The sequence below is a fragment of the Nonomuraea sp. NPDC049750 genome, assembly GCF_040659625.1.
Lineage (GTDB): Bacteria > Actinomycetota > Actinomycetes > Streptosporangiales > Streptosporangiaceae > Nonomuraea.
In genome coordinates this window covers 281,300-305,206 of record NZ_JBFANB010000010.1, presented here as the reverse complement: position 1 = coordinate 305,206, position 23,907 = coordinate 281,300, and the positions used below count along the sequence as shown (strand labels likewise).

General features: G+C 72.5%; 1 protein-coding gene. It reads left to right on the top strand.

What is annotated here, in order from left to right; genetic code table 11:
* Positions 1–5: 5 nt before the first annotated feature.
* The gene (locus tag AB0J16_RS26830; RefSeq protein WP_358544403.1) at positions 6–23,870 is read left to right on the top strand and encodes a non-ribosomal peptide synthase/polyketide synthase; all 23,865 of its coding nucleotides are present in this window, start codon (positions 6–8) and stop codon (positions 23,868–23,870) included.
* Positions 23,871–23,907 lie beyond the last annotated feature (37 nt).

The following is a 23,907-nucleotide window of genomic DNA, read 5'->3' as shown; positions in this document are numbered from 1 at the left end:
GTTGCGTGGCGAATACCGTGAACCCAGGGCGTCCGGACGGCATAGGCGAGCGACTTGAGGCACTGCGCAGGTGGAACAACGCGACCACGCCAGAGACGATCACCACGGTCGCCGACCTGTTCACCGCACAGGTACACCGCACTCCCCACGCCCTCGCGGTGGTGGCGCCCGGCGCCCGCCTGACGTACGCCGAATTGGGGGCCCACGTCTTCCAGCTCGCGCACCACCTGCGCGGTCGCGGCCTGGGGGCGGAAGACGTCGTCGCGGTGTCCACGCCCCGCTCCGCGGAGCTGGTCGTCGCCGTGCTGGCGGTCATGGTCGCGGGCGGCGCCTTCGTACCGGTCGAGCCGTCCTGGCCCGCGGAACGCCGCGCCAAGGTACGCGCCGAGGCCGGGGCGGGCCTGGTCATCGCCGCCCCCGGCATGGAGACCGGCGACTCCGTCATAGAGGTGGACCTCGGCACCTGGCGCTATGGCGGCGAACCCGTCGAGCCGCCGCCGCTGCCGTCCATCAGCGGGGGACGGCTCGCGTACGTGATGTTCACCTCCGGCTCCACGGGCACGCCCAAGGGAGCCATGATCCGGCACGAGGCGATCAGCACCCGGCTGCTGTGGCAGGTCGAGGAGATCCTCGGATTCGGGCCGGGGGACGCGTCGCTGTTCAAGGCGCCGCTGTCGTTCGACATCTCGGTCAACGAGATCCTGCTGCCGCTCGTCTCCGGCGGCTATGTGGTCGTCGCCGAGCCCGGTGGCGAACGCGACCCCCAATACCTGCTGGACCTGATCGCGGGGGAGCGGGTGACGTTCGTCTATCTGGTGTCGTCGATGCTCGACACCCTGCTGGAGATGGCCGACGGGACCTCGCTGCTGTCCGGGCTCAAGCACGTCTGGTGCGGCGGCGAGGTGCTCACCCCGGAGTTGTTCGATCGGTTTCGGAGCCGGTTGTCCACCACCCTGTACCACGGCTACGGTCCGGCCGAGGCGACCATCGGCGTCTCGCACGTCATCTACCGGGACACCGCCGAGCGCATCGCGACCTCGATCGGCCGCCCCAACCCGCACACGCAGCTCTACGTGCTCGACGACCGGCTGGAGCCGCTGCCGGTGGGTGCGGTCGGGGAGTTGTACGCGGCGGGGTTCCTGCTCGGGCGCGGGTACATCAACGCCCCCGCGCTGACCGGCTCCCGGTTCGTGGCCAACCCGTTCGGCGACGGCGGTTCCCGGATGTACCGCACCGGCGACCTCGCGCGCTGGAACGCCGACGGCTCTCTGGAGTTCGTGGGGCGGGCGGACAACCAGGTGAAGATCCGCGGCATGCGACTGGAGCCGGAGGAAGTGGAGGCCGTGCTGGCCACCTACCCGGGGGTGCGGCAGGCGGCCGTCACGGTGGGTACGAACGCGGCGGGCGTACGGCACCTCATCGGGTACGTGACCTCCCACGACGACCTTCCGGCGGCGGAACTACGGCGCTGGTGCGCCGACCGGCTGCCCGAGTACATGGTGCCGAGCGCCTTCGTCGTCCTGGACCACTTCCCGGTCACCGCCAACGGCAAGGTGGACCGCCGAGCTCTGCCGGAGCCCGAGGTGGGTCGCCGCGCCCAGCCGGAGTCAGGCCGCGGTGTGGGCGCGGGCGAGTCGCGGGAACGCACTCTTTGCCAGATCTTCGCGCGGGTCCTCGGCCTCGACGAGGTGGGGGCCGATGAGGACTTCTTCGCGCTGGGCGGTGACAGCATCGTCGCGATCGGCGTCGTCCGGCAGGCGCGGCGCGCGGGACTCGTGGTGCGGGCGCGCGACCTGTTCGCCCATCCCACGCCCGCCGCGCTGGCGGTCACGGTGACCGAGGTCGCCCTGACCTCAGGGCCCACCACCGGTGCCGTCGGGGAGGTGCCCGCGACCCCGATCACCGAGTGGCTCCAGGCCACCGGCCCATCGATGGACGGGTTCATCCAGTCGTTGACGGTCCGCACACCCGCCGGCATGACGGCCGAACAGCTCGAACGCGTCGTCGACGCCGTACTCGCCACCCACGACCTGCTACGGGCACGGACCGACGGCGCCTCCCCCTGGACCCTGTCGGTCCAGCCGGTGGGCTCACCCCGGGCGGCACAGCTGATCACCCGCGTGGACGTGACCGACGGTAACCCGGCGCAGGCGGCGGCTGTTCCAGACGGCGGGATGAGGGTCGCGAGCGGTGGCAACGCGGCTGGCCCCGATGGCGAGATGGCAGCGGAGGCCGTCGGCGGACGGGAGCTCACGGCGGGAATGGAAGCCGTGGCCAGCCGCGCGATCGCACCGGCGGCGCGGCGGCTCGACCTGGTGGTGGATCGTGAGATCACGGCGGCGGCGCGGCGGTTGGATCCGGTCGGCGGTCGGATGGTCGATCTGGTGTGGCTGGATGCCGGGCCGCACGCGCAGGGCCGGCTCGTAATGGTGATCCATCACGTGATCGTGGACGGCGTGTCGCTCCGCGTGCTCCTGGAGGACCTCGGCCACGCCTGGGCGGCGGTCCGCGACGGGCAGGCGGTGTCGCTGCCCGGCGTACCCACCTCATTCAGGCAGTGGGCGACCCTGCTGCGCGAACGTACCCGCGCGGGCGCGTTCGCCGCCGACGAGGCGTACTGGCTGCGGGCCGCGGCCACGCCGGACCCGATGCTGGGGGAGCGGCCCCTGGACCCGCGTCGTGACGTGGTGGCCGCCGAGGAGTCGCTGACGGTCACGGTCCCTTCGCCCGTGGCCGCTCGCCTGCTCGGCGCGGTGCCCGCGGCCGTTCACGGTGGCGTGCACGACGTGCTGGTCGCGGCGGCGGCGATCGCCCTGGGCCGATGGCGGGCCGAACACCGCCCTGACGCTGGTTCCGAGATCGCCCTGGGCCGGTGGCGGGCCGGAGACCGCCGGGACGCCGGTTCCGAGGTGCTGCTGGAACTGGAGGGGCACGGGCGTGAGGAAGACGCCGTGGGGGACGTCGATCTCTCCCGTACCTTCGGCTGGTTCACCACGCTCTTCCCTGCCGTACTCGATCCGGGCCCGGCCGACACCGCGTACGGCGACGCGGTGAAGGCGGTCAAGGAGCAGCTCCGCGCGGTCCCTGGGCGCGGACTGAGTTACGGGGCTCTGCGTTATCTCGGCGACCGGCCTCGTCCCGACCTGGCGGTGGCGCCGCAGGTGCTGTTCCACTATCTCGGGCGGTTCGCGGCCGGGTCCACCGAGGTGTGGGCGGCCGTCGGTGACACCGAGGTCGTGGTCGAGCGGCGTGACCCGCGCATGCCGCTGCCGCGCGTACTGGAGATCAACTCGGTCGCCGTGGACACGGCGGACGGGCCGGTGCTGGAGACGCGGTTCAGCTGGCCCGGCGGTGTGCTCGACGGCGGGCGGGTGCGAGCGCTGGCCGATCTATGGACCGAAGTGCTCACCGGCATCGCCACGAGCGAGACGGTCGCCGGGCACACCCCCTCGGACTTCCCCCTCCTCGCCCTGAAGCCCGGCGACGTGGCCGCCATCGAGGCCGCGGCACCGGAACTGCGGGAAGTGCTTCCCCTGTCGCCGCTGCAGCTCGGCCTCTACTTCCACGCCACCTTCTCCCGCGACGCCGACCCGTACGTCGTCCAGCAGACCATCGAGCTGACCGGCCCGCTCGACGGCGACCGGTTGCGGCTGGCGGCGGACCGGCTGATCGACCGGTACCCCAATCTGGGCGCGGCCTTCCGTACTGTCGGGGATGGGCGGGTCGTGTCCGTGATCGCGGGGCGTCCGCGAGTGCCGTGGCGGGTGGAGGATCTCACCGGCACCGATGTCGCAGCGCGGGTGGCCGCCATCGCTGCGGCGGAGCGGTCCGCGCCGTTCGATCTGGGTCGGCCTCCGTCCATGAGGTACGCGCTGCTCAGGCTCGGCGAGCGACGGCATGTGCTGATCCACACCGTGCACCACATCCTGGCCGACGGCTGGTCGGTGCCGCTGCTCCTGCGCGACCTGCTGGCGCTCTACGAGGCCGGGGGACGGTCCGAGGCGTTGCCCGCGCCCGCGCGGTACCGGGAATTCCTGCGGATGCTGGCCGCGCAGGACTCTGACGTGGCGACCGAGGCATGGGCGGACGTCCTGGCTGACGTGCACGAGCCGACCAGGCTCGCCGACGTGCTGGGCACCCCACAAGCCGCAGAGCTCGTCGACGTGCTGGGCACCCCTCAAGACGGAGGGCTCGTCGACGTGCTGGACGCTCCCCAAGAAACCGGGCTCGCCGACGGGGGGTTCGGGCGGGTGAAGTGTGAATTGCCTGCGGATGTCGGCGACCGGGTGCGTGACTGGGCGCGGGAGCACGGGCTGACGGTCGGCGCCGTCATCGCCGCCGCTTGGGGGATCCTCGTCGGGCGGTTGGCCGGTCGGTCCGACGTGACGTTCGGCTCGACCGTGTCCGGCCGCGGGGCGGCCGACGTCGCGGGTATCGACTCCATGGTCGGGCTGCTGATCAACACCGTTCCCGCGCGGGTACGGTGGGTGCCCGGGGACTCCCTCGCCACCGTGGTACGGCGCTTCGCCCGCGACCGGCGTGAGGTGGTGGAGCACGAACACGTCTCGCTTGCCCGGCTGCAGCGGCGACTGGGCGTGCCGGAGCTGTTCGACACGCTGGTGGTCATCGAGAACTACCCGGCCGAGCCCACCCCGGCGGGCGAGATACAGATCGCGGCGGTGCACACCGTCGAGGCGCCGCACTACCCGGTGACCCTGATGGCCAAGCCGGGTGCGCGGATCGCCGTCACGCTGACCCACGACCGGCGGGTGGTCGGGGCGGATGCCGCGGCCCGGCTGGCCCGCCAGTACGAGATGGTGCTGACCGCCCTCGCCGACGACCCCGAGCGGGCCTGCGAGCGGCTGGCGCTGGTGAGCGGGGAGGAGCGCGAGCGGCTGACGGCCGTCGGTTCCGGTGCCCCGGCTCGGGTGGGTGCCACGGTGGTGGAACTGTTCGCGCGGCAGGTGGCTGAGCATCCGGAGCGTACGGCCGTCGTCTGTGGGGAGCGCGTGCTCACCTACGCCGAGCTGGACGATCGCGCCCGGAGGGTCGGCCGGACGCTGACCCGGGCGGGGGTGCGGCGCGGCGACGTCGTCGCGGTGGCGACGAGCCGTTCGGCGGACATGGCCGTGGCTCTACTTGCCGTCATGCGCGCCGGGGCCGCCTACCTTCCGGTCGATCCCGGGTATCCGGCGGCCCGGATCGAGTTCATGCTCGGGGACGCGCGTCCGGTGTACGTACTCACCGACGAGGCGAGCGCCAGGTCGCTGCCACCGCACGACCTGCCGACGCTCACCGTACGAGCCGCCGCCGACGCCATCGCCGACACGGACGTCACTGCTGACGGGACTGATGACGGGTCCGGCAACGAGACCGGTGACGAGACTGGGGCGGGCCCGAGGGATGCCGTTTCTGTCGTGTACACCTCCGGTTCGACGGGTCGGCCGAAAGCGGTCGTCGGGACGCAGGAGGCGCTCGCCAACCGGCTGACCTGGGCCGCTCAGGAGTGGGGGTCCGGCGTCCGGGTGGCGAAGAGCTCGCTGAGCTTCATCGACGGCACCACGGAGCTGCTCGGCGGCCTGGTCGCCGGGGCCACGACGGTCATCGCCGACGCCACCGAGGCCACTGACGGCGCCGCGCTGGCCAGGCTCGTCGAGCGGTCCGGGGCGACCCAGCTGCTCGCCGTACCCAGCCTGGCCGGTGCGCTGGCGGACACGGAACCGGTGCGGCTCAGCGCGCTCAGACGCTGGATCTGCAGCGGGGAACCCCTCGATCGGGCCTGCGTGAACGCGCTCCGGCAGGCGTCCCCCGACGCCCGGATCGTCAACTCCTATGGGTCCTCGGAGGTGGCGGGTGACGTACTCCAGGGCGAGGTCGAACCGGCGGGGCCGGTGACGCTGGGCAGGCCCGTGCCCGGGACGCGGGTCTACCTGCTGGATGCCGCTCTCGACCTCGTTCCGGCCGGTGCCGTCGGGGAGATTTATGTCGGCGGGGTTCAGCTCGCTCTCGGGTACCTGGGTCAGGGCGGCGTGACGGCCACCCGCTTCGTGGCCGACCCGTACACCGACGGCGCCCGGCTCTACCGCACCGGCGACCTCGGCCGATGGACGGCCGATGGCCGGGTCGAGTTCCTTGGCCGGGCCGACGATCAAGTGAAGATCAACGGCTATCGGGTGGAACCGGGTGAGCTGGAGGCCGCCCTGATGCGCCGCCCAGGCGTGGCCGACGCCGTGGTCGCCGTACGCACCACCGGCAAAAGCACGCGTTCCCTGCACGCGTACGTGGTGCCCGCCCCGGGCGAGGAGCTCGACCCCAACGCCCTTCGTGCGACCCTGCGCGCCGAGCTGCCCGGCTACCTGGTCCCCGCGACCGTGACCGTCCTGGACCGCCTGCCGACCCTGCCCAACGGCAAGCGGGACCGCCGGGCACTGCCGGACCCCGAGCCCATCGCCAGAGGCGGACTGCCGCGCACCGCCAGGGAGGCGCTGATCTGCCGGCACTTCGGTACGGTGCTCGGCCTCGACGGGATCGGTGTTCACGACGACTTCTTCGCCGCCGGGGGAGACAGCATCCTCGCCATCCGCGTCGTCAGCCTGCTCGCCAACGACGGGATCGAGCTGACCACGGAGGACGTCTTCCGCCTGCGTACCCCCTCCGCCATCGAAGCGCACCTGATAGGACTGGCGGCGCATCCGGTCCCGGCCCAACTGGACCCGGCCGAGCTGACAACCGTGTCGCTGACGCGGGCCGAGATCGACCACGTTGTGGCGAACAGCCCGGTTCCGGTGGCCGACATCTGGGCGGTCTCGCCGCTCCAGGAGGGCGTCTACTACCAGGCGGCCTACTCTGAGGGCGCCGGCACCTACATCGCGCAGAACGTGTTCGACTTCGACCACCGGCTCGACGTCGAGGCCATGACCACGGCGTTCGCGGCGCTGCTGCGGCGCCATCCCACGCTGCGGGCCGGGTTCACCGGCGACGGCGTGCCCGGTGTCGTGCAGTACATCGGCGCCGAGGTCCCGGCCGAGGTCACGGTCGTGGACCTGTCGACCGGCTCCAGAACGGATCCGTCGACCGACTCCAGAACGGACGTGCCGACCAGTCCCGGAACGGGCCTGTCCACCGACACTACGGATCGGATGGACGCCCTCGCCGAGCTGCTGCGGTCCGATCGGGAGGAGCCGTTCGACCTCAGTCGGCCGCCCCTGGTCCGGCTGACCGTCATCCGCCTTCCCGGCGGCCGGGACCGGTTGCTGCTGACCGCCCACTTCCTGCTCTGGGACGGCTGGTCGCGCGAGCTGGTGCTGCGCGAGCTGTTCGCCCTGTACGAGTCCCGAGGCGAGCGCGGCGCGTTGCCGCCCGCGCAGGCGGCGTTCACCGACCACCTCGCCTGGATCGCCGCCCGTGACCGCGACGCCTCCGCCGCCGCCTGGGCCGCCGCGCTCGCCGACGTCTCCGGGCCGACCATCCTGGTCCCGGAGGCGGTCGGCCGGGAGCCGATCCCGTCCGAACGCGTCCTGGCCGCGCTCCCGGCCGAGGTGACGACCCGGCTGGGGGAGCAGGCCCGGCGCGGCGGCGTCACGCTCAACTCGTTGCTGACCGCCGCGCTCGGCCTGCTCCTCGGGTACGAGACGGGGCGCACCGACGTCGTGTTCGGCACGACGGTCGCGGGACGCCCCGCGGGGCTGCCCGGCATCGAGAACGTGATCGGCCTGTTCCTCAACACCGTCCCGGCCCGGGTGACGGCCTCGCCCGACATGACGGTGATCGAGCTGGCGCGCCAGGCCCAGGAGGACCGCATCCGGCTGGCGCCGCACGAATACCTGGGGCTCGGCGACATCCAGCGCGCCGCCGGTCAGGAACGGCTCTTCGACACCCTGTACGTCCTGCAGAACTTCCTGTCCGACACCACTTTCACCGACCTGGAACGCGAGCAGGGCATCGTCGGAGTGGAGTACGTCGACACCACCCACTACCCCTACACCTGGGTGCTGACGCCCGGCGCCAACCTGCGCATCAAGCTCGAATACCGCCCCGACGCGGTGACGGAGGCGGACGCGCGGCGGCTGGTCCGGCGCTTCAGGCGGCTGCTGGAGTCGCTCGCCGACGGCCTGTCGGTCCAGGCGGGCGCGCTGGACCCGCTGCTCGACGAGGAGCGCACCGAGCTGGCCGGGCAGTGGGCGGCCACGGAGCACCCGATCGGCGAGGCGACCATCGCCGACCTGCTCGCCGAGCGGGCCGCGAGTTGCCCGGACGAGGTCGCCCTGGTGTTCGGGGAGCTGTCACTGACCTACGCCGAGCTGGACGGCCGGATCAACCACTGCGCCCGGCTGCTGCTGGCCAAGGGCGCCGGACCGGGCCGGATCGTGGCGCTGGGGCTGCCGCGCGGCGCCGAGATGGTGGTCGCGCTGTTCGCGGTCCTGCGTACGGGCGCCGCCTATCTCCCGCTCGACCTCGATCACCCGGTGAACCGGCTCGCCGAGATGCTCGACGACGCGCGGCCGATGCTGCTGGTGTGCGCCGACGCGGGCACACCGCTGGCCGAGCGGCAGCGGCGGCTGGGCGGGGACTGCCTCGTGCTCGACGGCGCGTCGGCCACACCCCCGCTGAATGGCCTCGACGTGCCGCTCGCACCCCCGCTCAGCAGCCCCGATGTGCAGCCTCTGAGCGATGTCGAGCTGGGCGCGTTCGCCGGTACGGTTCCGGGCAGGCTGGAGCATCCGGCGTACGTCATCTACACCTCCGGCTCCACCGGCCGCCCCAAAGGCGTGGTCACTCCGTACCGGGGCCTGACCAACATGCAGCTCAACCACCGGGCCGAGATCTTCGACCCGGCCGTCGCCCGCGCGCGGAGCGCCGGGCGGGAGCGGCTGCGCATCGCGCACACGGTGTCGTTCTCCTTCGACATGTCGTGGGAGGAGCTGCTGTGGCTCGTCGAGGGCCACGAGGTGCACATCTGCGACGAGGAACTGCGCCGGGACGCCGCCGCGCTGACCGCCTACTGCCGCGCGAACCGCATCGACGTGATCAACGTGACCCCCACGTACGCCCACCACCTGTTCGAGGAGGGCCTGCTCGACCGGGACGGGCACCCGCCCCGCCTGGTGTTGCTGGGCGGCGAGGCGGTCAGCGAAGCCGTCTGGGACAGGCTGAGCGAGCCGGACGGCGCCGAGGGCTACAACCTGTACGGCCCGACCGAGTACACGATCAACACCCTGGGCGCGGGCACGCGCGACAGCGCCACCCCGACCGTGGGCCGGGCCATCTGGAACACCCGCGCGTACGTGCTGGACGCCTGGCTGCGCCCGGTCCACCCCGGCGTGCTCGGCGAGCTCTACGTGACGGGCGCCGGGCTCGCGCACGGCTACCTGCACGCGCCGGGCCTGACCGCGTCGCGGTTCGTGGCGGATCCGTTCGTGCCGGGCGGGCGCATGTACCGGACCGGGGACCTCGTACGGCAGCGCCCGGACGGCAACCTCGACTTCCTCGGCCGGGTCGACGACCAGGTGAAGATCCGCGGTTACCGGGTCGAGCTCGGCGAGGTGGAGTCGGCGCTGGCCGCGCTGCCCCAGGTCCGGCAGGCCGCGGTCATCGCCCGTACCGACTCGGCGGTGACCGGCCTGAAGAAGCTGGTCGCGTACGTGGTGCCGGCGGAGGGGTCCGACCAGGCGGACGGGTGCGACCAAGCGGACGGGTCCGACCAGACCGCCCTCGTCGCGGACCTGCGGGCCGCGCTGGCCGAGCGGCTGCCCGGCTACATGGTCCCCGCGCTGTACGGCGTCGTCGGCGAGCTGCCGCTGACCGTCAACGGCAAACTCGACGTCAGCGCGCTGCCCGAGCCCGTCGCGCCCGTCAGCGGCGGCGACCGGCCACGCGACGAGCGCGAGCGAACCCTGTGCGGCATCTACGCCGAGGTGCTCGGCCTGCCGGAGGTCGGCATCGACGACGACTTCTTCGCCCTCGGTGGCGACAGCATCTCCTCGATCGCCGCGACCGGCCGCGCGCGCAAGGCGGGCCTGCACCTCACCCCGCGCGACGTCTTCCGCCGCCGCACCGTGCGGGCGCTCGCCGCGGCCGCGCCCCAGGCCGCTCCGAGCGTCGGGCCACGCGACAATGGCGAAGGTACGGTCGCGCTCACCCCGATGCTCGTCGAGACCATGCGAGCGGAGACACCGCTGGAGCACTTCTACCAGTCGATGGTCTTCCGCACCCCGTCGGACATGACCCGCGCGCAACTGGAACGCGTGCTCCAGGCCGTCGGTGAACGCCACGACCTGCTGCGGGCCCGGCTCGACCGCCACGGCGACGCCGAATGGTCGCTGTCGGTGCCGCCACCGGAGGCGTTCCGCGCGGCGGACGCGCTCACCCAGTCCGTCCTCGGGGACGTGGAGGAGGCCGCCGACCGGCTCGACCCGGATCGCGGCATCATGCTGCAGGCGGTCTGGTCCCCCAACGAGCCCGAACCGGGTCGTTTGCTGCTGGTCATCCACCACCTGGTGATCGACGGTGTCTCCTGGCGGGTGCTCGCCGACGACCTCGCGCGGGCCTGGGCGGAGGTACGGGCGGGTAGCGAGCCCGTGCCCGATGAGGTGCCGACCTCCTTCCGTACCTGGTCGAAGCTGGTCGAGGAGGTGACCGCGCGGGGTACGTTCCGCGACGAGCTCGACCACTGGCGGGCCGTTCTCGCCACCGAGGACCCCCTGCTGGGTACGCGCCCGCTCGACCCCGCGATCGACACGGCCGCGACCGTGGAGTCGCTGACGGTCTCGCTGCCCGGCGAGGTGAGCGCCGCCCTGCTGTCGGCCGTGCCCGCCGCGATGCACGGCGGCGTCAACGACGTCCTGCTGACCGGTTTTGCCGCCGCACTCGCCCATTGGCGCGGCGAGAGGGCCGGCTCGGCCGTGGTTCTCAGCCTGGAGAGCCACGGCCGCGACGCCCTCGACGGGGTGGACCTGTCCCGTACGGTCGGCTGGTTCACCGCCATCTACCCCGTACGCCTCGATCCCGGACCGTTGAGCTGGGCGGAGGTCACCGAGGCGGGGCCCGCTCTGGCGGCGGCGGCGAAGCGGGTCAAGGAGCAGCTCCGCGCCGTACCCCGGCAGGGCCTGGGCTACGGGATCCTGCGCTATCTGGACGGCGAGGCGGACCTTCAGGGCGAGCCACCGCAGATCCTGTTCAACTACCTGGGACGGTTCGCCGCCGACGAGGGCGGGGACTGGGCGGCGGCCGGTGCGCTGCGCGAAGGCGTCCACCCGAACAATCCCGCGATGGGGCTGGAGATCAACGCGCTGGCCCGGGACGGGCGGGCGGGCACGGTGTTCTCGGCCACGCTGTCCTGGCCGTCCGGCGTCATGACGGCCGCTGAGGTGGGCGAGCTGGCGGAGCTGTGGATGGCCGCGCTGACCGCCCTGACCCGGTGCGCCGAGCTCGCCGGGCGTACTCCCTCCGACTTCCCGCTGGTCGAGCTGACCCAGGGCGACGTGGACCGGCTCGCGCCGGACGGCGTGCGGGACATCCTTCCGATGCTGCCGTTGCAGGAGGGCATGTACTTCCACGCGTCCTTCGCCGAGGACCAGACCGACACGTACATCGTGCAGCAGGTGGCCGAACTGTCCGGCCCGGTCGACCGGGCGGCGTTGCGCCGCGCCGTGGAGGCGGTGGTCCACCGGCACGACGCCCTGCGCGCCTGCTTCCAGGAGGTGGCCGACGGCCGGGTGGTCCAGGTGATCGCCGGTGCCGTGGACGTGCCGTGGCGCGAGGTGGACCTGACCGGTCTCGACGCGGCGGCGGCGAGCGAGCGGCTGGCCGAGGTCACGGCCGCCGAGTTGGCCGAGCCCTTCGACCTGTCGGCCGCGCCCCTGCTGCGTTACGCGCTGATCTCGCTCGGTCCTGCCGAACATCGGCTTGTGGAGACCATGCACCACATCCTCGCCGACGGCTGGTCATACCCGCTGGTGTTCGGCGACCTGCTGGAGTCTTACGAGCGTGGCCGGTCCGGAAGCGGGTACGAGCTGCCCGCCCCGGCGGTGACGTTCCGCGACCATGTGGAGGCGGTGGCCGCCCTGGACCGGGTACGGGCCCGCGAAGTGTGGGCCCGCGCGCTGTCCGGCATCGACTCTGCCACCCGCCTGGTCGGCGCCGCGGAGGGGGAGGCCGTCCAGGGACAGGCCGTCCAGGGACAGGCCGTCCAGGGACAGAAGGTGTCCCGGCACGACAGCGTCCACCTCGCGCTGCCCGCCGAGCGCACGGGTGCCCTCGTCGAGGCCGCCCGCGAGCAGGGGGTGACCCTCAGTACGTTCGTGCACGGGGCTTGGGGTCTGCTGCTCGGCAGGCTGCTCGGGCGGGAGCGGGTGGTGTTCGGCTCCACGGTGTCGGGGCGGGGTGGAGAGCTGCCCGGCGTCGAGTCGATCGTCGGCCTCCTGATCAACACCGTCCCGGTGCCGATGTCCTGGCGTCCCGGTGACACGCTGCGGGAGGTGCTCGCCCGGCTGCAGGAGCAGCAGACGGACCTGCTGGACGTTCAGCAGGTGGGGCTCGGAGAGCTCGCCGCCGTGGCGGGGGTCCGGGAGTTCTTCGACACGATGGTGGTGGTGGAGAACTTCCCCGCTGTGCGGGCCGGGGCGCGGGATGGGTTGAGCGTGCTGGGCTTCACCGGCACTGATGCGCCGCACTATCCGGTCTCTCTGGTGGCCTTTCCTGGGGAGCGGCTGACGCTGGAGATCAAGTACGACGTCGAGCTGGTGGGGGAGCAGGCGGCCCGTCGGCTGCTCGACCAGGTGGGACGTGTCCTCGACCGGCTGGCCACCGCGCCGAGCATGCCGGTCTCGCGGCTGGACGTGCTGGTGGCGGACGGCTTGACGCTCGCTGACGCGTACGCCGCCGCGCCGGTCCGGCCGGGCTCCATCGCCGTCACCTCGGGCAACACCGCGCTCACCCACGCCGAACTGGACGCGGCCGCCAACCGGCTGGCCCGCGCGCTGGCCGCCGGAGGCGTACGGCCGGAGTCGCGGGTCGCCGTCGCGCTGCCTCGCTCGGCGGACCTCGTTGTCGCCCTGCTCGCGGTCGTGAAGGCGGGCGGCTGCTACGTGCCGCTGGACATCAGTGCCCCGGCCGGACGGCTGAGCCACATCCTCGCCGACTCGGCCCCCGTATGCCTGCTGACCGACAGCGCGACGCTGGACTCGCTGCCCCCGCTCACGGTGCCGGTCATGCTGCTGGACGACCCGCACGTCCTCGCGGACCACTCCGCCGCCCCGCCGCCCCTGGTCCCGACGGCGGCGGACAACGCGGCGTACGTCATCTACACCTCGGGTTCGACGGGCCTGCCCAAGGGTGTGGCGGTGACCCATCGCAACGTACTGTCGCTGTTCGCGGCGGCCGGGGAGCTGTTCGACTTCGGTCCCTCTGATGTGTGGACCATGTTCCACTCGTACGCGTTCGACTTCTCGGTATGGGAGCTGTGGGGCGCGCTGCTGCACGGCGGTCGCCTGGTCGTCGTCGACCGCGATGTGGCCCGCGACCCGCGCCGCTTCCTGGCACTGCTGGAACGCGAACGCGTGACCGTACTGAACCAGACGCCGTCCGCGTTCTACCCGCTGATGGAGGCCGAACGGGAGCGGCCGGGCGCGCTCCCCCTGCGGTACGTGGTCTTCGGCGGCGAGGCGCTGGACCTCGCGCGCCTGGCGCCCTGGTATCAGGGTCACGCGGACGGTACGCCGCGCCTGGTGAACATGTACGGGATCACCGAGACCTGTGTGCACGTGTCGTTCCGTGCGCTGACCTCGGCCGACGCTGAAGACGCGAGCGGCGACAGCGTCGTCGGCGGGTCGCTGCCCGGTCTCGGCGTACACCTGCTCGACGGCCGTCTCCAGCCGGTCCCGCCGGGGGTCACCGGCGAGATCTACGTCGCGGGCGATCAGCTCGCCCGCGGCTACCTCGATCGCCCCGGCCTGACCGCCGAGCGGTTCGTGGCACACACCGGCGGCGCCCGCCTCTACCGCAGCGGCGACCTCGCGCGGTGGACTCCCGACGGCGACCTGGTCTATGTGGGTCGCTCCGACCAACAGGTCAAGGTACGGGGATACCGCATCGAACCCGGCGAGATCGAGTCCGCGCTGCTCACGCTGGACGGCGTCGTGAACGCGGCCGTCACCGTGCGGGAAGACGAGCCGGGGCGGCGGCTGGTGGCGTACCTGGTCGTGCGGAACGGGGTGCGTCTCGGTGCCGCCGAGGCCCACGCCCACCTGGCCGAGAGGCTGCCCGGCTACATGATCCCCTCGGCGTTCGTCCCGCTCGACGCGCTGCCACTTACGGTGAACGGCAAGCTCGACCGCGCTGCCCTGCCCGCCCCTTCGCCCGCTCGGGCCGCCGTCGTTGGCGACACCGGGGGGTCGCCTGTGGCTGTGTTGCGGACGCTGTACGCGGAGGTTCTACGGCTGGACGGTGTGGGCCCCGATGACGATTTCTTCGTGCTGGGGGGTGACAGCATCATCGCCATCCAGCTGGTCAACCTGGCTCGGCGCCGGTCATTGCGGCTGTCCCCCCGGGACGTGTTCGTCCACCGCACTCCGGCCGCGCTCGCTGAGGCGATCGGCCACGGTGCGCAGGCTGTGGTTGCCGGGGGGATCGGCCACGGTGAGCGTGGAGCGGTCGGCCATGGTGTGCGGGGCGCGCTTGCTGGGACGGTCGGTCACGGTGGCGCGGACACCGGCCCCGGCCGCGCGCCGGACGAGCTCGCGTCCGGATTTGGCCGGGCGCCAGCGCAGGTCGCGGTCGGATCCGGGCGGGCGCCGGACGAACGTGAGTCCGGATCTGGCTGGGCGTCGGCGGAGCTCGCGTCCGACGGGGTGGGCGAGGTCATGCTGATGCCGATCGTGCACCGGCTGGCCGAGTTGGGCGGGCGGATCTCCCGGCTGAACCAGTCCGAGCTGCTGCTCACCCCACCGGGCGCGACCCACGAGCAGGTCGTCGCGCTGATCCACGCGCTCGTCAGGCGTCACGACGCGCTCCGGCTGCGACTGCACCGGCCGTCTCCGCTGCTGTGGTCCTTGGAGGTCCGCCCGGCCGCTGACATCCTCGGTCCCAGTGGTGTCACCGGCCCCGCTGGCGTCTCCGGTCCGGCCGGCGGCTCCGGCCTCGCTGGTGTCTCCGGCCTCGCTGGTGTCTCCGGTCCGGGCAGTGTCTCCGGTCCGGGCAGTGTCTCCGGTCCGGGCAGTGGCTCCGATCTTGCTGGTGCCTCGGAACCTGCCGGTGCCTCCGATCCCGTCGTGACCTCGGTCGACGCGGTGGGTCTCGACGAGGACGCCCTGCGCGCCCTGGTCGCCGCCGAGTCCGACGCCGCCGCCGATCGGCTGGACCCCGACGGCGGTCACGTACTGCGGGCGGTGTGGTTCGATCGGGGGCCCGAGCACCAGGGCAGGCTGCTGCTCGTCGCGCACCACCTGGTGGTCGACGGGGTCTCGTGGCGGATCCTGACCGACGACCTGCGACAGGGATGGGACGCCGTGAGCGCCGGGCGCCGCGTCCGGCTCGAACCGGTCGGCACGTCCCTGCGCGCCTTCGCACGGTCCATCACCGAGAACGCCACTCAGGCGGCCCGCCTCGCCGAGTTCGAGCACTGGACGACGACCCTGGCACCGGGTGGCGAACTCGACCCGTCAACCCCGGCCATTAGCCTGACAGCAGGCCAAACCCGGGACCACGTTGTGCGCCTGCCCCCTGAGGTGGCCGCACCGCTGCTGACCACCGCGTCGGCCGCCCCCGTCGCCGATGTGACCGCTGTGCTCGTTGCCGCGCTGCACCTCGCCGTTTCGCGCTGGCGTGTGGAGCGTGGCGGTGAGTCCGGGGCGCCGCTGGTGATCGACTTGGAGCGGCACGGGCGCGAGCAGATCGCGGACGGAGACGACCTGTCCAGAACCGTGGGGTGGTTCACCGCCATCGCCCCCGTACGCCTGCCCGCCGTTACCGGTGGCCCCCGAGACGTACTCGGCGACGTGGATCAGGCACTGCGAGCCGCCCCGGACCGGGGCTTGGGGTACGGGCAGTTGCGTTACTGCAACGCCCGCACCGCGCCCGCGCTCGCCCGGCTGGCAACACCCCAGTTGCTCTTCAACTACCTCGGCCGATTCCCCATCGGGGGATCCGGCGACTGGGACTCCGCACCCGAGGCGACGGCGCTGCGCGTACACCCGGACCCCGACCTGGGCACCCCGTACCTGCTGGAGATCAACGTCGCCTGCCACGACACGGCGGCGGGGCCGGAGCTGCACGCGGTGTTCACCTACGCGGGCGGCGGGCTCGCCGCGGCCGACATGGACACGCTCGCCGACGGCTGGGTGACGGCCGCCCGCGAGCTGGCCGCCGCGTCCTCCGGTTCCGCGACTTCCGAGCCCGGTGGGACGGACCGGTCCGTCCGGCCCACCCCGGTCACCCACCCCACCCTCACCCCCGATGAGATCGATCGGGTGGTCGCCGCGGCCCCGATCGACGTACAGGACATCTGGCCCCTGTCGCCGCTTCAAGAGGGCCTTTACTTCCAGGCGGGCTACGCGGGTGACGCCGACGTTTACGTGGCGCAGAACGTGTTCGACTTCGCCGGGCGGCTCGACGTCGCGGCCCTCCGCCGCGCCTACGCCGCCGTGCTCGACCGGCACGCGGCCATGCGGCTCGGCTTCACCGCCGAGGGCACGACCCGGCCCGTCGCCCTGGTCGGGACCGCGCTGGACAGCTCGGTCGGCGTGATTGACCTGTCGGACGTGGCCGCTGGCGACTCGGAAGCGGTCTACGGCGACTCGGAAGTGGTCTACGGCGACTCGGGAGCGGCCGACAACGGCTTGGGGGCGGTCGACGATGACCGGCTCCGGGTGCTGATGGAGGAGGATCGTCGGCGGCCGTTCGACCTGGCCCGGCCGCCGCTGTGCCGCCTGACCGTGGTCCGGCTGCCCGGCGGGCGCGACCGGCTGCTGCTCACGTACCACCTGCTGCTGTGGGACGGATGGTCGCGGGAGCTGGTGCTGCGCGAGCTGTTCGGCCAATACGCCCTCGCCCGCGACGACCGCCCGACCCCAGAAACCGCCGAACAGACGGCGACGTTCATCGACTACCTTGCCTGGCTGGGGCGGCAGGACACGGATGCGTCCGCGCGGGCGTGGGCGCGGGCGCTGGCCGGGGTCGAGGAGCCGACCATCCTGTTCCCGGCGGCCGTGGGGACCGCGCCGGTGCTGGCCACCAGCCTGTCGTTCCGGTTGACCCGGGAGCAGACCGGGCGCGTCACCGATCGGGCGCGCCGTGGCGGGGTGACGCTCAACGCGCTGTTCAGTACGGCGCTGGCGATGGTGCTGAGTCATGCCTCCGGCCGTCAGGAGGCCGTGTTCGGGACGACCGTCGCCGGACGGCCGACCGAGCTGGACGGCATCGACTCGGTGATCGGGGTCTTCCTCAACACCGTTCCGGTCCATGTCCGGCTGGCTCCGGGAGAGCCCGCGCTGGAGGTCATGCGGCGGGTGCAGGCCGACCGCGTGGAGATGATGCCGCACGAGTACCTCGGCCTGGGCGACATCCAGCGCGCGGCCGGCCGTGACCAGCTCTTCGACAGCCTGTACGTCCTGCAGAACTTCCTCGACGACGACACCTTCACCGACCTGGAGCACGAGCACGGCATCGTCGGTGTGCGGAGCGTGGACGCCACGCACTACCCGCTCACCTGGGTGGCCACGCCGGGGGCGCGGCTGGCGGTGCGGCTGGAGTACCGCGCCGACGTGGTCGCGCCGGAGCAGGCGCGGGCGCTGCTGTCCCGGCTGGAGCAGGTATTGCTCCACCTCTCCGAGCACCCCGCCACGACCGTGGCCGACGTGCCCGTCATCCTCCCGTACGAGCGCGCGGCGCTGGAGGCCGAATGGGACGCCGTCACCCATCCCATCGGTGCCGCGACCATCGCGGAGCTGATGGAAGCCCAGGCCCGGCGGACACCGGACGCCGCCGCGCTCACCTCAGGCGCGCGGACACTGACCTACGCCGAGCTCGACGCGCGGGTGAACCAGCTCGCGCGCCTGCTGCTCGACCGGGGAGCGGGCCCCGAGCGGATCATCGCGCTGGCCGTGCCCCGGTCCATCGACATGGTGGCCGCGTTGTTCGCCGTCCTCCGCACCGGGGCCGCCTACCTTCCCCTCGAACTGGACCATCCCGACGACCGCCTGCTGGCGATGCTGGCCGACGCCGGGCCGGTCCTGCTGGTCACCACCGAAGCGGTGGCGCCCCGGCTCGCCTCCCATCCCGTGCCGGTGCTGTGCCTGGACGGCGCCGGCGGGCGTACCGGATCGGCGGACCCGATCGAGGACCACGAGCTGGGCGACTTCGCGCCCGGCAGTCCGGGACGGCTCGACCACCCGGCGTACGTCATCTACACCTCCGGCTCCACCGGACGGCCCAAAGGCGTGGTCACGCCGTACCGGGGGCTGACGAACATGCAGCTCAACCACCGCGAGGCCATCTTCGCCCCCACGATCGCCGCCGCCGGGAACCGGATCCTCACGATCGCGCACACGGTCTCGTTCTCCTTCGACATGTCGTGGGAGGAGCTGTTGTGGCTGGTCGAGGGCCATCACGTGCACATCTGTGACGAGGAGCTGCGCCGCGACGCCCGCGCGCTCGTCGCGTACTGCGACCGGCACCGCGTCGACGTCGTCAACGTGACCCCGACGTACGCCCAGCACCTGCTCGACCAGGGTCTGCTTGACGGCGCACGGTATGGGGAGGCGCCCGGTTCGTACCGTCCGGCTCTGGTGCTGCTCGGTGGCGAAGCGGTGCCGCAGACGTTGTGGAACGCGCTGAGCGAGGCCGAGGGGGTGGCGGGATACAACTTGTACGGTCCGACCGAGTACACGATCAACACCCTCGGCGCGGGCACCGAGGACAGCGCGGGCACCACGGTCGGCCGGCCCATCTGGAACACCCGAGGCTACGTGCTGGACGCCGCCCTGCGCCCGGTGCCCGTGGGCGTGCCCGGCGAGCTGTACATCAGCGGGGCGGGGCTGGCCCGTGGATACCTCGACCGGTACGCGTTGACCGCCTCGCGGTTCGTGGCGGATCCGTTCGTGTCCGGTGGGCGGATGTACCGGACGGGCGACCTGGTACGTGCCCGTGCCGACGGCAACCTCGACTTCCTGGGCCGTACTGACGATCAGGTCAAGATCCGCGGTTATCGGGTGGAACCGGCGGAGGTCGAGGCTGCCGTGACGGCACGGCCAGGCGTGCACCAGAGCGCGGTGCTCGCGGTTCCCAGTCCGTTGGGTGGCAAACGGTTGGTGGCCTATGTCGTTCCCGAGGAGCCCGGTGATGAGGACTCGCTGCTTGTGGCCGTCCATCGCGAGCTGAAGTCGGTGCTGCCCGGGTACATGGTGCCGTCGGCCTTCGCGGTCGTGGAGGCCCTGCCGCTGACGATCAACGGCAAGCTGGACACCGCCGCGCTGCCCGCGCCGCGGTCGCTGCCGTCGAGTTCGAGGGCGCCGGCGGGTGAGCTGGAACGGCGGCTGTGCGAACTGTTCGGCGAGGTCCTTGGTGATCTCGGTGATCTCGGCGATCTCGGCGGGTTCGGCGCTGAGGACGACTTCTTCGACCGGGGCGGGCACTCCCTGCTCGCCATCCAGCTGTTCGGGCTGGTGCGTGCGACTTTGGGCGTGGAGCTGTCGTTGCGCGACCTGTTCGACACGCGTACGCCCGCGCGCCTGGCCGCTCGTCTCGCCGACCGAGCCGGGACCGCACTTCCCAGGCTCACCTCCCGCCCGCGGCAGGAGCGCCCACCGCTGTCGGCGGCCCAGGAACGGCTCTGGCTGCTCCAGCAACTGGACCCCACCTCGACGGCGTACAACTACCCGCTGCTCGTCCGCCTCCGCGGATCCGTCGACCACGACGCCCTCCGGGCCGCGCTCGGAGACGTCGTGGCGCGGCACGAGGTGCTGCGGACGCTGGTCACGGTCATGGACGACCAGCCGTTCCAGGACGTGCTCGATCCGTCCCCGATCGAAGTCGCGCTCGTGGAGTGCCCGGCCGCCGAGACCGGGAGCGTGGTGTCGGCGGCGGTGGCCCGACCCTTCGACCTGGCCGCGGACCCGCCCTTGCGGGTCACCCTGATCCAAGAGCAGGACACCGGGGACAGCGTGCTGGCCCTGATCCTGCACCACATCGCCATGGACGAGTGGTCCGACCGGCCGCTGCTGCGCGACCTCGACACCGCCTACGCCGCACGGCGGGCCGGTCATGCCCCGCAGTGGGAGCCGCTGCCGGTGCAGTACGCGGACTACACCCTGTGGCAGCGCGAACTGCTCGGCGACCCCAGGAATCCGGCCAGCAGACACGCCGCCGAGCGGACCTACTGGCAGGAGCGCCTGCGCGGCCTACCGGACGAGATCCCCCTCCCCGCCGACCGGCCCCGGCCGGCTCCCGACGCCCGCCGAGCCGGTCAGGCTCATCACGCCCAGCGGGCCGGTCAGGCTCATGACGCCCGGCGGGCTGGTCAAGTGTCCGCGGCGCTCTCGCCGGGGTTGATCGACCCGCTGCGGGAGCTGGGCAGTGCCGAGTCGGCGAGTCTGTTCATGGTGCTGCACGCCGCACTCGCTACCTTGCTGCAACGCCTCGGCGCGGGTACCGACGTCCCGATCGGCAGCCCGACCTCGGGCCGCGCCGACGCGGTGCTGAACGACCTGGTCGGCTTCTTCGTCAACACCGTCGTACTGCGCGCCGACCTTTCCGGCTCGCCGTCCTTCACCGAGCTGTTGCGCCGGGTGCGCGAGACCGACCTGGCCGCGTTCGAGCACGCCAACGTGCCCTTCCAGCAGGTCGTCGAGGCGGTCAATCCGGTACGCGAACAGGGCCGCAACCCGCTGTTCCAGGTAATGATCGGCTTCCTGCACCGGCCGACCGGCCACGAGGCCGCCCTGGGCCTGCCCACGGGCGACACGCCCTCGTACCTTTCCGATCCGAAAGTCGACCTGAACTTCACCTTCGTCGACGCCGGCCCGCGACAGCCGGTCGAACTCACTCTGGAGTACGACGCCGCACGCTTCCACGACGGCACCGCGCGGCGCCTGCTCGACCGCCTCATCGTGCTGCTCGGCGAGCTCACCGTCCGGCCGGAACAGCCGGTCGGCACGATCCCGGTACTCGCCGCGACCGACCTCGACGACCTCGCCAGGTGGCGGTCAGGCGGGCCGGTGGAACGGGGTGACCTGTCCTGGTACGCGCGGTTCTCCGCACGCGCGAAGGCGGCGCCCGACGCGGATGCCTGCGTGTCGGGCGGCCGGACGATGAGCTACGCCGAGCTCGACGCGGCCTCGAACGCGTTCGCCGCCAGGCTCGCCGACCTCGGCGTCAGCCCGGAGAGCCTGGTCGGGTTGGCTCTGCCGCGCTCGGCCGATCTGCTGGTGGCGGTGCTGGGCGTCGCCAAGGCGGGGGCCGCGTACCTGCCGCTCGACCCCGCGTTCCCGGCCGAGCGGCTGCGATTCATGATCGATGACGCCCGGCCCGCCGTCGTGGTCATCGACGAGCACTCGCGTGAGCTGTTCCCCGTCCTGCCTGACGGCACGTCGCTTATCGACCTCGGCCGGAGTCAAGCGGATGCGGAGGGGAAGGTGGTCAAGGAAGCCCTCTGCGACTTTGACGGCGCGCCCGCGCGACCCTTCCACCCCGTCTCGCCCGATCCGGACGCCGCCGCGTACGTCATCTACACCTCGGGATCCACCGGCAGGCCGAAGGGCGTGGTGGTCCCCCATCGCGATCTGGAGACGTTCCTGGTCGCCGTGGCCGCCGCCGCCCCGATCGGCGACTCCGATCGCCTGCTCGCCGTGACCACCCTGTCCTTCGACATCTCCGTACTCGAGCTGATGGCGCCCCTACGCGCCGGCGGATGCGTGGTGATGGCCACGGAGGAGCAGGTACGCGACCCGCGACTGCTCGCCGCGCTGGCCGAGGCCGAACAGGTCACGGTCATGCAGGCGACCCCGTCCCTGTGGTCGGCGTTGACACAGTCACCTGACGCCGACCTCGGCGGTGTGCGGGCGCTGGTCGGCGGCGAGGCGCTCCCGCCCCCGCTGGCCCGGGAGCTGGTGGCCAGAGCCCGGAGCGTGACGAATCTGTACGGACCCACGGAAGCGACCGTCTGGGCGACATTCGCCGCAGTGGATACCGGCTGGTGCGACCGCCCCACGATCGGCCGTCCCCTGCCGGGCACCACGGTCCACCTCCTGGACGCGTCCCTGTGCCCGGTGCCTCCCGGCGCCGTCGGTGAGCTGTATCTCGGCGGGGCTCAGGTCACCAGGGGTTATCTGGGCCGCCACGGCCTCACCGCGGCCCGGTTCGTCGCCGATCCGTACACGCACGGTGCCCGCCTCTACCGCACCGGCGACCTCGCCCGCTGGACCGGTGACGGCTCGCTGGAGTTCCTCGGCCGCTCGGACCAGCAGGTCAAGGTGCGCGGCTTCCGCATCGAGCCGGGCGAGATCGAGTCGGTCGCGTCCGGGCATCCCGCCGTCCGGCAGGCCGCGGTGGCCGTCCGCCAGGACGCGCAGGGCGAAACCCGCATCCTCGCGTATGTCACCACTGGCGACGCCTCAGCGACGCCACCGCTGCGGGAGTACCTCGCCCAGCGCCTGCCGTCGTACATGGTCCCCTCGGTCGTGACGGTACTCGACGAGCTGCCGCTCACCCCGAACGGCAAGGTGGACCGCGCGGCCCTGCCGGACGTCGACTTCGCCCGGCTGACCACTCCCGCCGCGCCGCGCTCGCGTACCGAGGCGGCCGTCTGCGCCGTCATCGCGGAGGTGCTGGGGCTCGACTCGGTCGGCGTGGACGACGACTTCTTCGTCCTCGGCGGCCACTCCCTGCTGCTGGTACGGCTGGCCGCGGCCTTGCGCCGGGAACTCGGCGCCGACCTCCCGATAGCGGAGCTGTTCACGACACCCACGGCCGCCACCCTCGCCCAGCGCGTCGCCGACGCTGCCCCTGCCGGGACCGCCGGCGAGGCGGGGTCCATCGGTGAGGCTGGGCCTGTCGGTGGCGCCGCACATGCCGGCAACCCCGCGACCGCCGGCGACGCGATGGCTCCCCTGCTGGTCCTGCGGGCCGGCGGCACCCGGCCACCGCTGTTCTGCCTGCCGCCCGCCAGCGGCCTGAGCTGGCAGTTCGCCGGGCTCAAGCGCTACCTGCCCGAGGACGTACCCCTCTATGGGCTGCAGTCGCCCCTCCTGGGCCGTACTGCCGACCTGCCGGCGACGATGCCCGAGCTGGTCGAGGAGTACGCCGGGTTGATCGACCGGACCGCGCCCGAGGGGCCCGTCAGCCTGCTCGGCTGGTCGTTCGGCGGTGCGGTGGCCCACCAGGTGGCGGTCCGCCTGGCGGCCGGCGGGCGCGAGATCACGTTCCTCGGCATGCTCGACACGCGTAAGGACTTCGCCGAGAGGCCCGAAGGCGCATGGGACCGGCCGGCGGCGATCGCCGACCTGCTGAGCGAGATGGGCTGCCAGGTGCCGGAAGGGCGGCGGGCCACGCTGTCGATCGCCGACGCGGTCGGGTACGTCCGGGATCTGGGCGGCGGCGTGGCCGTGCTGGCGGACGCCCAGATCGCTCGGGTGGTGGAGAACTACCTGGCCGGCGACCGCCTGATGGAGCGGGCCGAGTACGGCGTCTTCCCCGGAGACGTGGTCTTCGTCGACGCGACCGTACCGGAGCAGGGGTTCGCGGGGACGGCCTCCGAGCAGTGGCGCGGGTACGTCGGGGGAGAGCTACGGACGTTCGCCGTCGAGTGCGGGCATTCCGAACTGCTGGACACCCGCACTCTGGAGACCCTGGGCCCGCTGATCGCCCACCACCTCATCCGGTGAGGTCGTGCGAGGGCCGGGCGAGGGCCGGGCGGGAGCT